16 protein-coding genes are annotated in these 14,262 nt (G+C 61.8%); 7 read left to right on the top strand and 9 right to left on the bottom strand.

The features are described from left to right. Entirely contained in the window at positions 1-285 is a 285-nt protein-coding gene (locus tag Q7C33_RS23390) for a hypothetical protein (protein WP_051065943.1), read from the top strand. Here Q7C33_RS23390 and pdxH read toward each other — a convergent pair. The 4 genes from pdxH to dinG all read right to left on the bottom strand — a co-directional run bounded on the left by pdxH (position 233) and on the right by dinG (position 5,410). Beyond that, positions 233-880 carry a pyridoxamine 5'-phosphate oxidase gene (gene pdxH, locus Q7C33_RS23395; protein WP_030139394.1) on the bottom strand — a complete coding sequence of 216 codons (648 nt, stop codon included), beginning with the start codon at positions 878-880 and terminating at the stop codon, positions 233-235. The genes Q7C33_RS23390 and pdxH overlap by 53 nt on opposite strands. 24 nt (positions 881-904) lie before the next feature. After that, positions 905-1,897, bottom strand: a complete 993-nt coding sequence (locus Q7C33_RS23400) for an OmpA family protein (protein ID WP_258648171.1) — start codon at positions 1,895-1,897, stop codon at positions 905-907. Between the two features lie 119 nt (positions 1,898-2,016). Then, positions 2,017-3,162 (bottom strand): serine hydrolase domain-containing protein, encoded by a 1,146-nt coding sequence (locus Q7C33_RS23405; RefSeq protein ID WP_407684231.1) that lies wholly within the window; start codon positions 3,160-3,162, stop codon positions 2,017-2,019. 103 nt (positions 3,163-3,265) lie between these two features. Continuing rightward, positions 3,266-5,410, bottom strand: a complete 2,145-nt coding sequence (dinG, locus tag Q7C33_RS23410) for an ATP-dependent DNA helicase DinG (RefSeq protein WP_030139397.1) — start codon at positions 5,408-5,410, stop codon at positions 3,266-3,268. Positions 5,411-5,509: 99 nt separating this feature from the next. On the opposite strand from dinG, the gene Q7C33_RS23415 reads away from it, so the two are divergent. Continuing rightward, the gene (locus Q7C33_RS23415) at positions 5,510-5,974 is read left to right on the top strand and encodes a CopD family protein (protein ID WP_030139398.1); all 465 of its coding nucleotides are present in this window, start codon (positions 5,510-5,512) and stop codon (positions 5,972-5,974) included. Positions 5,975-6,111: 137 nt separating this feature from the next. On the opposite strand, the gene Q7C33_RS23420 is transcribed toward Q7C33_RS23415, so the two are convergent. From Q7C33_RS23420 to Q7C33_RS23435, 4 genes are all read right to left on the bottom strand, one after another. Then, positions 6,112-6,870, bottom strand: a complete 759-nt coding sequence (locus Q7C33_RS23420; RefSeq protein ID WP_030139399.1) for a hypothetical protein — start codon at positions 6,868-6,870, stop codon at positions 6,112-6,114. Further along, the gene (locus Q7C33_RS23425) at positions 6,863-7,135 is read right to left on the bottom strand and encodes a DUF1145 domain-containing protein (protein WP_030139400.1); all 273 of its coding nucleotides are present in this window, start codon (positions 7,133-7,135) and stop codon (positions 6,863-6,865) included. The genes Q7C33_RS23420 and Q7C33_RS23425 overlap by 8 nt, the downstream gene beginning before the upstream one ends. Before the next feature lie 156 nt (positions 7,136-7,291). After that, on the bottom strand, positions 7,292-8,017 hold the full coding sequence (locus Q7C33_RS23430) for an OmpA family protein (protein WP_030139401.1): 726 nt from the start codon (positions 8,015-8,017) through the stop codon (positions 7,292-7,294). A 90-nt stretch (positions 8,018-8,107) separates the two neighbouring features. After that, positions 8,108-8,803, bottom strand: a complete 696-nt coding sequence (locus Q7C33_RS23435; protein ID WP_030139402.1) for an OmpA family protein — start codon at positions 8,801-8,803, stop codon at positions 8,108-8,110. Positions 8,804-8,996: 193 nt separating this feature from the next. Between Q7C33_RS23435 and Q7C33_RS23440 the strand changes: the two genes are divergently transcribed. The 4 genes from Q7C33_RS23440 to Q7C33_RS23455 all read left to right on the top strand — a co-directional run bounded on the left by Q7C33_RS23440 (position 8,997) and on the right by Q7C33_RS23455 (position 10,749). Beyond that, positions 8,997-9,494 (top strand): DUF6231 family protein, encoded by a 498-nt coding sequence (locus tag Q7C33_RS23440; protein WP_030139403.1) that lies wholly within the window; start codon positions 8,997-8,999, stop codon positions 9,492-9,494. 14 nt (positions 9,495-9,508) lie between these two features. After that, complete coding sequence (locus Q7C33_RS23445; RefSeq protein ID WP_217862087.1) at positions 9,509-9,985, top strand: YchJ family protein; 477 nt, start codon at positions 9,509-9,511, stop codon at positions 9,983-9,985. 69 nt (positions 9,986-10,054) lie between these two features. Continuing rightward, positions 10,055-10,540, top strand: coding sequence for an LEA type 2 family protein (locus Q7C33_RS23450; protein WP_030139405.1), 486 nt, complete (start codon positions 10,055-10,057; stop codon positions 10,538-10,540). A 5-nt stretch (positions 10,541-10,545) separates the two neighbouring features. Further along, entirely contained in the window at positions 10,546-10,749 is a 204-nt protein-coding gene (locus Q7C33_RS23455; RefSeq protein ID WP_030139406.1) for an SEC-C metal-binding domain-containing protein, read from the top strand. A 136-nt stretch (positions 10,750-10,885) separates the two neighbouring features. Here the strand turns inward: Q7C33_RS23455 and Q7C33_RS23460 are convergent, their stop codons facing one another. Further along, on the bottom strand, positions 10,886-11,443 hold the full coding sequence (locus Q7C33_RS23460; protein WP_030139407.1) for a cysteine hydrolase family protein: 558 nt from the start codon (positions 11,441-11,443) through the stop codon (positions 10,886-10,888). 212 nt (positions 11,444-11,655) lie between these two features. On the opposite strand from Q7C33_RS23460, the gene Q7C33_RS23465 reads away from it, so the two are divergent. After that, the gene (locus Q7C33_RS23465) at positions 11,656-14,106 is read left to right on the top strand and encodes a penicillin acylase family protein (protein WP_407684232.1); all 2,451 of its coding nucleotides are present in this window, start codon (positions 11,656-11,658) and stop codon (positions 14,104-14,106) included. Positions 14,107-14,262: the final 156 nt, after the last annotated feature.

Raw genomic sequence — 14,262 nt, forward strand, 5'->3', positions numbered from 1 at the left:
ATGGATTACTTCATCATTATCGCGACCACCTTGGCCGGCCTGTACTTCCACTGGTGGCTGTACGTACGCATCAAACGTTGGGCGGACCGTGACCTGGCGTTGTCACTGGCGGGGCAGGACGAGCAGAAGAAAAGCTACATGTTGGAACAATTGGCTCGCGCCGGTGAACAACGAATCAAGCGGCGGGACCTGCCGCAATGGCTCCAGGCCGCCGCGGCAGGTTATCCGGATGTCACGGCGCCAGGCGCTCACGAATCCAGTCCGCCCCTTGAAGACGGTAGTTGAGACGGTCGTGAAGGCGGCTCGGGCGGCCCTGCCAGAACTCGATACGCTCGGGCAGCAGGCGATAACCGCCCCAATGCTCGGGGCAATGGGGTTGGTTGTCGCTGAAGCGCTGCTCGGTGGCCTTGAGCAGGTCCTCAAGCTCGCCGCGTCCGGCGATTACCCGGCTCTGGGGTGAAGCCCAGGCACCGAGGCGACTGCCCAGCGGCCGAACCTGGTAGTACGCGTCCGATTCCTGCGCAGAGACTTTCACAACCTTGCCTTCGATGCGCACCTGGCGCTCCAGGGTCGGCCAGAAAAACGTCATGGCTGCGAATGGATTCGCGGCGATCTGTTGCCCTTTGGCGCTGTCGTAGTTGGTGAAGAATGTGAAGCCCTGGGCATCCAGTCCCTTGAGCAGCAGGATCCGACAGTGGGGACGACCGTCCGCATCCACGGTCGCCAGGGTCATGGCGTTGGCCTCCACCGGGGCCTGTTCGGTTTTCACCGCGTCGGCGAACCATTGGTGGAAAAGCGCGAACGGCTCGCCCGGGGCTTGTGCCTCGGTCAAGCCATCGCGGGTGTAGTCACGACGCATATCAGCCAGCACTTGGGTCATGGCGCGTTCCTTGTGATCAGCCAATCACTGTTTTGGGGTGTCGGCGGCAGCGACTTTTTTCGCATCGGTCGCAGCCTTGGCCGGCTCTGGTTTCTTCGCCGGGGTGGCCTTCTTGGCCGGGCTTTTCTTCGCAGGTGTCTTCGCAGGAGCCTTCTTGGCCGCAGCTTTCTTGGTGACCGGGGCTGCGGCTTTTTTCGGCGCAACGGCTGGGGCCGGGGTCGCCGGCTTCACATCCTGGGCTGCGACCATCGTCACCGGTGCAGGGGCCGGCATGTTGTATTTGCTCAGCAAGGCAACCATGGTATTTGCCGGGGTGACCAACAGCTCCACACGACGGTTCAAGGCTCGACCTTCAACACTGTCGTTGGCCGCACGTGGCGCCACCGAGCCCATGCCGCGCAGCATCAGCCGATCGCGCTGCAGTCCGCTGAGGCGGAAAATCGCAGCGACGGACTGGGCACGTTCCTGGCTGAGCTTCAGATTGGCTGGCGCCGCGCCGGACGTATCAGCGTGGCCGAGGATCAGCACGGCGGTTTTCGGATCAGCTTCAAGTACCTTGGCGACACGGGTGAACGGGCCGAGTGTCACCGGTAGCAGCATGGCCGGACGGTCAGGGTTGAACGAGCCGTCCACGGGCGCCGTGACCACCAGCACGTTATCGCGACGCTCCAGCTCAAGCTTGCTGTCCTTGATGGCGGTGCGCAGCTTCGGCTCATAGTCGTCGAGCCAGGCCTGGGTGACTTTAGGGTCAGGCATCGGCACCGCCTTGGCGGTTTCCTGATCCTTGCCGCCGAATGGCCACCACCATTTACCGTTGCTCTCGGCTTCGGCTTTCGCCTGAGGTGCAACAGCGGCGGGTTTCACAGGAGTCTCCGGGGCCGGATCCTTGCTCGCAACCTTGTCGGACGACCCGAAAGGCCACCAGCCGCTGCCGCCCTCGGCATCATTTTGTGGATTTTGTGCGCAACCGGTAATAGCGAAGCACAGCGCCAGAGCGAGGGTTTTGTTCGATGACATTGGATAATCCACAAAATGATCTAAATGAAAAAACAAAGGCCATGTTCCGGCCGCATAAACAGACGCTTGGAAACCGAAAGGAACACGAGGTTCCTGTATCCACTCACTTCAGTGGCGCTTTATAGACAAGTGGCAAGCACCTTCGCAAGGTTCTGCGCACGGGGATCCATCAAGACATAGGGCCCGAGTGTATTGGTCACGAAACCGAACGCGACGTCATGTTCCGGGTCGGCAAAACCGAGGGAGCCTCCCGCCCCAGGGTGACCAAACGCTCGCGGGCCCAGGCCAAAGGTCGCGTTTGGCACATCCGGTTGATCGAGCATGCAGCCCAGGCCGAAGCGGGTCTGGGTCAATAAAGTCTTGTCCTCGCCGAAGCTGTGCTGGCGGGTCAGCTCGTCGAGCATTTCACCTTCCAGCAGGCTGCCGTCGAGCAGGCCGGCGTAGAATCCCGCGAGACTGCGGGCGTTGCCATGGCCATTCGCTGCCGGTTGCTGCATACGCCGCCATTCGGGCTTGTTGGTGCTGGTCATGATCGATGGCGGGTTGGTGAAGGCCCGGGTGGTCATCGCCGTGGGCTCGCGCATCGTCACTTGCAACAGGCGCTGGGCCGCTGCGTCGCCGACGTTGCCTTTGCCCCGGGCGATATGCGCCACGCGATGAAACTCTTCGTCGGCCAGGCCAACGTGAAAATCCAGGCCCAAGGGTTTGGCGACCCGCGCCACGATGGATTCCCCCGGCCCACGGCCATCGGCCCTGCGCAGCAGTTCGCCGACCAGCCAGCCGTAGGTGATCGCGGCATAACCGTGGCCTTCGCCCGGCGTCCACCAAGGTGCTTCAGCGGCTAGGACATCGACCATGACCTGCCAGTTATAAAGTGCTTCTGGCGCCAGCAGTTCTCTCAGCGCCGGTAGACCTGCCTGGTGGCAGAGCAACTGGCGCAGGGTGACGGACTGTTTGCCGGCCGCGGCGAATTCAGGCCAATAGCGCGCGACCGGGGCATCCAGCTGCAACTTGCCCTCGGCCACCAACTGCAGGGCCGTGACGGCGGTGAATGTCTTGGTGCAGGAGAACAGGTTGGCGATGGTGTCGCTGTGCCAGGCTTCACTGCCATCCTTGTCGGCGGTGCCGGCCCAGATGTCGATAACGGTGCGGCCACCCACCTGGATGCACAACGCAGCGCCACGTTCCTGGGGATCGTCGAACAGCGCGGCGAATGCTTCACGCACCGACTCGAACTGAAGCTCGTAATGACCTTGAATTTGCACCCGCAACTCCGTTGAAACAAAGACTTTTTCAGGTGGCTGGCATTGTTTCAGCCATTGGTGTTTTTGTGAACCTTCCCGAGACGGCTGGTTGTGGCAACGGGATTCAGGAAATCTCCCGCCGAAACGGCGGCAGCGCATTGAGGATTGCCTTGCCGTAGCGTTGGGTCACCAGCCTGCGGTCAAGCAAGGTGATGGTGCCGCGGTCTTCCTCGGTACGCAGCAGGCGACCGCAGGCCTGGACCAGTTTCAGCGAAGCGTCCGGCACGGAAATTTCCATGAACGGATTGCCGCCCCGGGCTTCGATCCATTCGGCCAATGCGGCTTCCACCGGGTCGTCCGGGACCGAGAAAGGAATCTTGGCGATCACCACGTGTTCGCAGTAGGCGCCGGGCAAATCCACCCCTTCGGCGAAGCTGGCCAGGCCAAACAGTACGCTGGAATCGCCGCCATCGACCCGCGCCTTGTGCTTGTTCAAGGTTTCCTGCTTCGACAGGTTGCCCTGGATGAACACTTGCTTGCGCCAATCACGGTCAAGCCCATCGAAGACGTCCTGCATCTGCTTGCGCGAGGAAAACAGCACCAGGGTGCCTCGCGATCCCTCCACCAACTCTGGCAGGTCGCGAATGATCGCGGCCGTATGGGCGGCGGCGTCCCGTGGATCGGCCTTGAGGTCAGGTACCCGCAACACACCGGCATCGGCATGATGGAATGGACTCGGGACCACAGCGGTCACGGCTTTTTTCGGCAGCCCGGCGCGCATGCGGAAGCGGTCGAACGTGCCCAGGGCAGTCAGCGTAGCGGATGTCACCAGCGCGCCGTAGGCCACGTTCCACAGGTTGCGACGCAGCATCTCCGCCGCCAGGATCGGGCTGGCATTGACCTCGATGTCGAACAGCGAACCGCTTTCGGCCAGGGTCAGCCAACGCGCCATCGGCGGATTGTCTTCCGGGTCTTCCGTGGTGAAAGCCGTCCACAGTTCCCAGTTGCCCTGCGAGCGGGACAGCAGGCTGCCAAACAGCGGGTACCACTCCTCGGCCTGGTTGCTGGCGATCCCGATGTTGACCTCGCCATCCATGCCCTCCTTGAGCAGGTCGGTCAGGCGGGTGAACAGGTCGGTCAAGCGGGCAAAGCCTTTCTTGAGTTCGATGCCCATTTCACGCATATGCTCGGGGATCACCCCGCCGACAAACCGATGCCGTGGCCGCTCGCGGCCCTCGACGTCTTCGCCGGGCTTGAAGTCCGCAACCTGTTCACAGGCAGTGAACATGAACTGCTGGTTCGTCTTGATCTCCCGCGCCAGCTCCGGCACCTGCTCGATGAACTTGCCCAGGTCACCCGGCAACGGATGCTGGGCCAGCAGTTTGGTGAGGTTCTTGGCGGTGGTTTCCAGCCAGTCGGCGGTGGAACGCAGCCGGGTGTAATGGGCGAAATGCCCGATCGCCTTGTCCGGCAGGTGATGGCCTTCGTCGAACACGTAGATCGTGTCGCGCGGGTCCGGCAGCACCGCACCGCCGCCAAGGGCCAGGTCGGCCAGGACCATGTCGTGGTTGGTGACGATGACGTCGACCTTGCCCATGCCTTCGCGGGCCTTGTAGAAGGCGCACTGGCCGAAGTTCGGGCAATGGCGGTTGGTGCACTGGCTATGGTCGGTGGTCAGGCGGGACCAGTCGGCATCTTCCAGGGCCGTAGACCAACTGTCGCGGTCGCCGTCCCATTTATTGCCGGCGAGTTTCTCGATCATGCTGGTGAACAGCTTCTGGCTGGCTTCATCAACTTCGATCTTGAAGCCTTCTTCTTCGAACAACTGGGCCGTGGCGGTCTGCGCATGGCCTTCCTGGAGCAACATGTCGAGCTTGGACAGGCACATGTATCGGCCGCGGCCCTTGGCCAGGGCGAAGCTGAAGTTCAGCCCGCTGTTGCGCATCAGGTCAGGCAGGTCCTTGTAGACGATCTGCTCCTGCAGGGCGACAGTGGCCGTGGCGATGACCAGGCGCTTGCCGGCAGCCTTGGCGGTAGGAATGGCCGCCAGGCTGTAGGCCACGGTCTTGCCAGTACCGGTGCCGGCCTCCACCGCCACGACGGCCGGTTCGCCACTGCGCCGGCCTTCGTCGTCGGTGTCGATGTCACCCAGGACTTTTGCCACTTCGGCAATCATCAGGCGCTGGCCATATCGCGGTTTGAGGCTCTTGGCTTCGAGAAAACGCGAATAGGCGCCCTGGATCGTGGTTTTGAGTTCGGTGCTGATCATGAATGGTCGGGCGCAAAAAACGCTGGATAAATTTTCAGTGGTTCGGATCGGCGGCTATCATACCCCGCTAATGAATCCTGCGCAGAACGGAGTGACCCAATGACACCCTTTGCCCTTGTCTACACCCTGCATTTACTGGCGGCCCTGGTCTGGGTCGGCGGCATGTTTTTCGCCTGGATGGTCCTGCGTCCCGCCGCAATCACGGCGCTTGAAGGCCCTGCCCGGCTGAAATTGTGGGTAGAAGTGTTTCAGCGTTTTTTTGTCTGGGTCTGGATCGCCGTGGTGCTGCTGCCGATCAGCGGCGTGGGCCTGATCCACATGCGCTTCGCCGGTTTCGAAACCGCGCCACGTTATGTCCAGGTGATGATGGGCTTGTACGTGGTGATGACGGCGCTGTTCATTCGTATCCAGGGCTTGCAACTGCCCGCATTGCGTAACGCGGTGACGGCGCAGGACTGGCCAACGGGTGCGGCGGTACTGGGGAAGATTCGGCGATTGGTGGGGATCAATTTGTTGATTGGCTTGCTGGTGGTGGCGATTGGCGCGGCGCGGCCAATGTTCTGAAAATCACATATAGCCCTGTGGGAGCGAGCTTGCTCGCGATGACGGTGTATCAGAGGATACTTCATCGACTTAAACAACGCTATCGCGAGCAAGCTCGCTCCCACAGGTCTTTCACAGGTCTGAATCAGGATGTTTCTTTAGAACCGCTGCACCGTCACCGCGCCTTCCGCTCCGGCAGGCCCAGGCTGGCCATCGGCGCCAGGACGGCCGCTCTTGCCGCCGTCGGCGGTATAGACCAGGCAACCCTTGGCCTTGCCGCCTGCGCCGGGTTTGCCACCGTGACCGGCCGGGCCACCGGCGCCACCGTCCACCGTCACCTTGATTTGCTCGTCCGGGTAGGCCCGGGGCAACTCAAGTCGAACCAGCGCGCCGGCCGCGCCCGGCTGGCCATCACCGCCATTGCTGCCGTCGGCACCGCGGCCAGCCGACCCCCAGGTGCACCCTGGCGCCTGTCCGTTGGCGCCGTCCAGGCCCACGTAACCTGGCGCCCCCGTTCCACCCCGCGCGTCCACCGACAGCAGGGGCGCGTTCAACGCATTGAAGCGCAAATTGAGATTGCGCCCCGGCCGCGCCGCCTTCGTATAGGTGCCCGGCGCGCCGCGAGCCGCGATCTGGCTTCCCTCGGCCAATTCGGCCTGGGCCACTTTCAATTCCAACGCCTGTTGCGCCGGCACGATCGCAATCCGCGCCTCGCGCCCCAGGTGCAATTGTCCGACGGACAGTTCCGTAACGTTCGAGGGCACGAGCAACGTGCCGAAATCAGCGACGTCCAAGCGCTCCAGCGTCAGCGAACTGGTGGTGTTGGGCAGGCGCACCAATGAGTTGCTTTCGACCTGGACCACTTGAGCGCTCGCCATTGGGCACACAAATGCTGCAAGCAGACACAATTTACGCATGGGAAGCCTCTGGCGCGGTCGGAAGGGTTTGCAGGTGGAAGATGCCGAACATCAACACTCGGAGGCGATCACGACCAGGGGCGGGACGGCCACGAAAGCTGGCCCTGAACCACAGCAGTTCAAGCACATGGAGAACCAGTAAAAACGCACCGGCGAAATTGACCAACAGATGCAGCGGATGGACGAATGGCATGATCAGGTTAACCAGCACCACCAGCCAGAACAGCAGCGTCAGTAAACGCCCCAGCCCCCAAAACACCTTCATATGGCCCTCCGACGGACATTATTGTTTGGCGCACATTAACGGCTTGCGCGCTGGATAAGCCAGAGGGCGGGACAAATTTAATCCTGGCGTCGACCGGCGTCCGCCGAGTCGCTCGCATCACGACTCGGCGGTGCTGTGTCAACGCAATCCATGGACTCAACGCTGAATATGCAACTCCACGCGACGGTTCTGGGCGCGCCCTTCCTCGGTCTCGTTGTCGGCCACCGGTTCGCTTTCGCCCTTGCCCTCGCTGGTGAGTTTTTCCGGAGCCAGGCCCTGGGTCAGCAAATATTCCACGACGCTGCTGGCCCGACGCTCGGACAGCCCTTCGTTATAGGCATCGGTACCGACGCTGTCGGTATGGCCGACCACGCGGATGCTGGCGACATTGGCATGGCTCAGCTTGCCCATCAGCCCATCGAGCTGACTTCGCGCTGCCGCCGTGAGATCGGATCTATCAAAATCAAACAGCACCTTGCCTGCGTCATTAAGGGTAATGACTTCACTGGCCGGCGCTTGCGGTTCGACCGGTGGGGCGCTGGCCGGATATTGCGGCAGCGGGCAACCATGGTGTTCGACAGGCGTGTCGGCCGGTGTATCGGGACAGCGGTCGCGGCGATCGAATACACCGTCGCCGTCTTCATCGCCATCCTGGGCGTAACAGATCAAGCCGCCGCCGAGCAGACCCAACGCCGCGCCGCCAGCGGCCCAGCCGCTGCTTTCGATGGCGCCCAGCCCGCCGCCGACCAACCCACCGATCAAGCTGCAGATCGGCCAGGTGCGCTGGTTGAGAGGTGCGCTGCCGTCGCTGTGAGTGGCGCAACCGGACAACAGACCGCTGGCCAGCAGTACCGGTAAGGCAACCCTGATGAGAACCTTCATGATGAATGCTCCTGTGTCACCGGCCCATACCGGTCACACAGGAGTAAAGACCCGCATCCGCGACTGTACAAGCCGCGGATGACAAGGGTTTCAGCGGTTTATCTTGATTTCGGTACGGCGGTTCATCGCGCGTCCATCGGCGGTTTTGTTATCCGCGACCGGCTGGCTTTCCCCGGCGCCCGCCACGGAGACGAAACTGGCGCGAGGCACACCGCTGTCGACCAGGTATTGAACCACTGAATTGGCCCGTTTTTCCGACAGCTTCTGGTTGTAGGCATCGCTGCCAACGCTGTCGGTGTGGCCAGTCACGCGCAGTTGCGCGGTGGAGCTTTCCTGCTTCAACCGGGTCGCGATGGTGCTGAGCACGTCCTTGTCGGCCGGCGTCAGCGTGGCCTTGTTGAATTCGAAGTGCACATCGCGAACCACGATGGTTTCTTCCTTGACCACCACAGGCTCCTCGGCCATTGGCGCCGGAGCGGGCGGTGGGCAGCCGTCGGCATCGACTTGCACGCCCTTCGGCGTGCCTGGGCACTTGTCGCGGCTGTCCGGGACACCATCGCCGTCCTCGTCGCCGTCGCCATGCACCCAGCAATAAGCCGCCGCCATGCCGCCTACGTACAAAGCGCCGCCGCCAGCCCACGAAGTGCTTTCTATGGCGCCTAATCCCGCACCAATTGCCCCCCCGACGGCCGCACAGGTCGGCCAGTCGGTTTTCTGCAAACCTGCGCAACCAGTCAACACACTGGTTAGCAGCACCAGGGGTAACGCTGTCCGAACTATGCTCATCGGGTTTTCTCCTTGAAGGATCGGCTTTTGCGCCGATTCAGGGGAGTAAAGACCCGACTGCCGATCTGCGCCAGCAACCGGCCATATCCGGTTTGGGTCCGTGTTTGCGGCGCTTCGATGAGTTTTAATGACAACCGCTCTAGGCCGTGATCCCAGCGCACGCTATCGTGGCGGTTCTGATTGAGGAACTTCGATGACCGTAGCCATCTCTTCGCGCACGCCCCAGCAAGCACTGGCCTCCGTGCTTGACCGTTACGCCCCGCAAAGGCTGTTGTTGATCGGCGCCAGCAGTTTTCCTGCCCTGGAGGCGTTCCAGCAGGCCCATCCCACAACCGAAGTGGTCCACGCCGGCCCCGGCGCATTGCCGGCGGACGTGGCGGCGCAGCGTTTTGACCTGGCCTTGGCGCTCGATTGTCTGGAGCATTTGCCCAAGCGCGACGGTCTGAACCTGCTGGGCGGCATTCGCAATCTCAACGCCAGCCGGATCGCGGTGCTGGCAGATCTCAACGCCTGTGGCTGGCAAGAGACGGATTTTTTTTCCCTGGCCCTGCAGGCCAGCGAGCGCTTTCAGCGCGAGGACCAGGTGCTGACCCTGTTCACCTACGATCTGCTTGAATACAAACAGGTGCCCGACTGGCTCAACTCACGCTTCTGGGCCAACCCTGAAAATTTTGGAAAATACTGGTGGTAGCTGTGGATACAAGCCTGCACACAACCATTTGCCCCTGCGGCAGCGGCAACGCGCTGGACGCCTGCTGTGGCCATTACCACGACGGTCATCCGGCGCCTTGTGCCGAAGCCTTGATGCGCTCGCGCTACAGCGCCTATGTGTTGGGCCTGGTGGATTACCTTGTCGGCACCACGCTCCCGGCCCAGCAGGATGGCCTCGATCGCCAAGCTATCGGCGAATGGAGTGCCAGCAGCACCTGGCTGGGGCTGGAAGTGGAAAGCAGCGAGGTATTCGGTGGTCAACCCGAACATGCCTTCGTCACGTTTACCGCTCGCTGGCACGACAGCCAGGGCGAGCACAGCCATCGGGAGCAGTCTTCGTTCGTGCAGAACGGCGGGCGATGGTACTTCATCGACCCCACCGTGCCGGTCAAGACTGGCCGCAACGACAGTTGCCCGTGCGGCAGCGGGCATAAATTCAAGAAGTGCTGCGCCGGCTATTTCAATCGCTGATTTCGGAAACGTCCGACGCTCATCCTCAGGCCAGGGGGACTAGACTGGGGATAAACCCGAGGTACGGACATGACCCAGACATCACGCTTGCTCCGCATCACTTGCCTGCTGTTGTTCGTCGGGCTCGGCGGTTGCGCGTCCTGGCGAGGTGAGGAGGCGCCTGAACCGCAAGTGCATCTGGTCAAGGTCGAGGTGGTGCGGGCACGACTGCTGGAGCAGAAGTTCATGCTGCACTTTCGCGTCGACAATCCCGGCGACAGCGACCTCACCGTGCGCGGCCTGACTTATCGGATCCACCTGGGCGATCTCTTGCTGACCGAAGGAGAGCATGAGCATTGGTTCACCGTGACTCCGCGGCACAGCGCCTATTTTAAGGTGCCGATCCGTACCAACCTGTGGCCGCAAGTCCGGGAAGTGGTGAAATTGTTGGAAAAACCACGACAACAGATCCCCTATCGCCTGGAGGGGGAGCTGGAAACCGGTTTATTCATCGCCGACTACGTGCACCTGGAGCGCAATGGCGTGATAATCGCCGCCGATTTTATTGCGGAGTAACCCCGATGACCCAACAACCCCACGTCCACGGCCCTGATTGCAATCACGATCACGACCATGACCACCATCACGACCATGGCCACGTCCACGGCCCGAACTGCGGCCACGCCCACCAGGAACCCGTGCGCAACGCCCTGAAGGACGTCGGCCGCAACGACCCTTGCCCATGTGGCAATGGCAAGAAATTCAAGAAGTGCCACGGGGCTTGATGCTCCGAACTGAAGATTTTTAGTCTGTCAGACCGCCATCGCGAGCAAGCTCGCTCCCACAGGGATTTGTGAACGTCACAGAACCAGTGGGAGCGAGCTTGCTCGCGATGAGGCCGGAACATCCAATACCCGCGTTTCAGCCCGCCCGCAAGATCCGCTCCACACTTACCACCGTCGCGTATTCCCCGTGCAGATTCGCCAATGACATTGCGTGCACCTCGGCAGCCGAACGGGCAATGCCAAAGTAATCGGCCTTGTCGAAAGTGAAACAGGCATCTTCGGCCACCCAGGTGTCGAATCCCAGATTGCCCGCCGTGCGAGCGGTGGACTCCACCGAGTTGTTCGTCGCCACGCCAACGATCACTAACTGTCCGATTCCGGCACCGCGCAAATCTGCCTCCAGGGTCGTGCCGCAAAAGGAATCCGGCACTTGCTTCTGAATCAATCGCTCCCCAGCTATCGGCTCGAACCGCTCCTGGACCTCCACGCCAGATTGCCCAGGCCAGAAAACCGAATCCTCGGAGCGGGAAAGGTGATGGACGTGGACGACTGGCCGCGCCGAATCTCGCCAGCGGGCAAGCAATTCCAACATACGCAACTCCGCTTCGGGATTGTTGCGAGGGCCGAGCTTGGGGTGGAGGATGCCTTTTTGTTGGTCAATGAGGACAAGCGCTGCGTTTTCTCTTAGCTCCATGCCGGTTTTCTCATGCTCAATCGTTGGGTTTTCCAACACTTGAACATCACCTTTTCATACAAGCAAGTCATCAATCGTCCCGTGAAGTCACAGGCCATTCCGGGCTTTCATCGCCAAATCAACAAATAACCCCACCACCGGCTTGCGCGCCCTCCTCCTGCTCACTAACGTAGCGCCTTTATTGTGCCACCCCCTCCCGCAGGAGCTTTGCCATGGCCTCGCCAGCCTCGATTTCCTTCATCCCCAAGCTCGGCGTTGCCGCAGCAGTGGCCAGCGTGCTCGGCTTGAGCGGTTGCCAGGCCTGGAATACCCAGGACACTGTCCCGCCCACCACCGGCGTACAACCGCTCAAGGGGCTGGCGCAAAATGTCTCGGTTCGGCGCAACGCCACGGGCATGCCGCTGATCGAGAGCAACAGCTTCCACGACGCCCTGTTCGCCCTCGGCTATGTCCATGCCAGCGACCGGATCACGCAAATGGCCACCCTGCGCCTGCTTGCCCAGGGCCGATTGGCGGAAATGTCCGGTGCCGAACGGTTGGATATCGACCGCTACATGCGTGCGGTGAACCTGAAGAAAAGTGCCGACGAGCTGTACAAGGCATCATCGCCACGCATCAAGCGTTTCTTTGAAGTCTATGCGCGGGGCGTCAACGCCTACCTGTTCCGCTATCGCGACAAGCTGCCCTCGGACCTGGCTGCCACTGGCTACAAGCCTGAATACTGGAAACCGGAAGACTCGGCGCTGCTGTTCTGCCTGCTGAATTTCAGCCAATCGGCCAACTTGCCGGAAGAAATCTCGACCTTGGTGCTGGCCCAGGGCGTGACCAACGACAAACTGGCCTGGCTGAGCCCGTCCTACCCGGATGAACCCTTGCCGCAGGCGGAAGGCGAGAAGCTTCAAGGTGTCCGGCTCAACGGCCAGGTTCCAGGCCTGGCTGAAATCAGCAAGGCTGGCGCCCAGTTGGCCGATCTGAATCTGATGGGCTCAGCGTTTTCAAGCAACTGGGCCATCGCCCCACAACGCAGTCGCAATGGCAAAAGCCTGTTGGCCAGTGACAGTCATGGTCCGCTGGGCGTGCCGTCGCTCTGGAGCCCGGTGCAGATCCGCGCGCCCAAGTATCAGGCGGCCGGGCTATCCATAGCAGGTATTCCGCTCATCCTGGCGGGTTTCAACGGTAACGTGGCGTGGAGCATGAGCAGCGTTCTTGGTGACAACCAGGATCTGTTCCTGGAAAAAATCCGACGCCAAGGTAACGGCCTGTCCTACGAAGTCAATAGCAAATGGCAGCCGGTAGCCGTGCGCAACGAAACCTATTTCATCAAGGGCCAACGGTCTATTCGCGAAGCCGTCTATGAAACCCGCCACGGGTCCCTGCTCAACAGTGCCCAGGGTCCGGCCATGGCCAACGGCCTGGGGCTGGCCTTGCAACTGCCGAGTTTCACCGACGACAAGACCCTGGACGCGCTCTTTGATCTGTCGCGCTCGAAAAACGTCGAGAAAGCCTCGGATGCCAGCCGGGAAATCCGCGCGTTGGCGGTGAACATGGTGTTTGCCGACGCGCGCAACATTGGCTGGCAAGTCACCGGCCGTTATCCGAACCGTCGCGAAGGCGAGGGCCTGCTGCCGTCGCCGGGCTGGGACGGGCGCTATGATTGGGACGGCTATGCCGACCCGATGCTGCACCCGTACGACCAGGATCCAGCCCAGGGGTGGCTTGGCACCGCCAACCAGCGCGTCATCCCTCACGGCTACGGCATGCAGTTGTCCAATTCCTGGGCGACGCCGGAGCGTGGCGAGCGCCTCGCCGAACTGGCCGGTGCGGGCAAGCACGACGTTCGCAGCCTGAGCGCCATGCAATATGACCAGACCACGACCTTCGCGGCCAAACTCAAGAAAACCTTCGAAGCCCCGGGCATGGCCCAGCCGCTGAAACAGGCGATCGAAGCCCTGCCGGTGGCGGACCGGGCCAAGGCTCGCGAGGCCTATACCCGGCTGATGGCGTTCGACGGCAGGCTCAGTCCGGTTTCCACCGACGCGGCGATCTATGAGCTGTTCCTGCAAGAAAGCATGAAGCAGGTTTTCCTCGACGAATTGGGTCCGGAAAGCAGCCCGGCGTGGAAAGCGCTGGTTGCCAACGGCCAGTTGTCCTACTCGGCGCAGGCCGATCATCTGCTCGGTCGCGAGGACAGCCCATTCTGGGACGACGTCCGCACGCCGCAGAAAGAAGACAAGGCGGCGATCCTGGCCCGTAGCCTCGCGGCGGCCATCAGCATCGGCGACAGCCAGTTGGGCAGCGATCACACCGCCTGGCAGTGGGGCAAACTGCATCGTTATGAGTGGACAAATGCCAGCGGCCAGGTCGTACGGGGGCCGCTGGCGGCGGGTGGTGACGCCACCACGCTCAACACTGCCGCGTTCGCCTGGGGCCAGGACTTCAACACGACCGTGGCGCCGGCCACGCGTTTTCTCGTTGACTTCAGCCAACCCGAGCCATTGACGCTCCAGGGCGGCGCAGGCCAGTCGGGCAACCCGGCCAGCCCGAGCTACCTGAACGGTGTTGATCCGTGGATTAAGGGGCAATACCAGAGCGTGCCGTTGCAACCGCAGAACTTCGACCGGGCGTATGGCAAGACACGGTTGACGTTGGTGCCCGGTAAATAGATTTCCCATTGTGGCGAGGGGATTTATCCCCGTTGGGCTGCGGAGCAGCCCTAAAGCCAGACCATTCGGTGTATCAAAAATGGGCTGGGTGTCTCGAGGTCTGCTTCGCAGCCCAACGGGGATGAATCCCCTCGCCACAGTTGCCCATGCTGTCGC

This window comes from Pseudomonas sp. BP11-1-1 (assembly GCF_052112105.1).
Classification (GTDB): domain Bacteria; phylum Pseudomonadota; class Gammaproteobacteria; order Pseudomonadales; family Pseudomonadaceae; genus Aquipseudomonas; species Aquipseudomonas alvandae.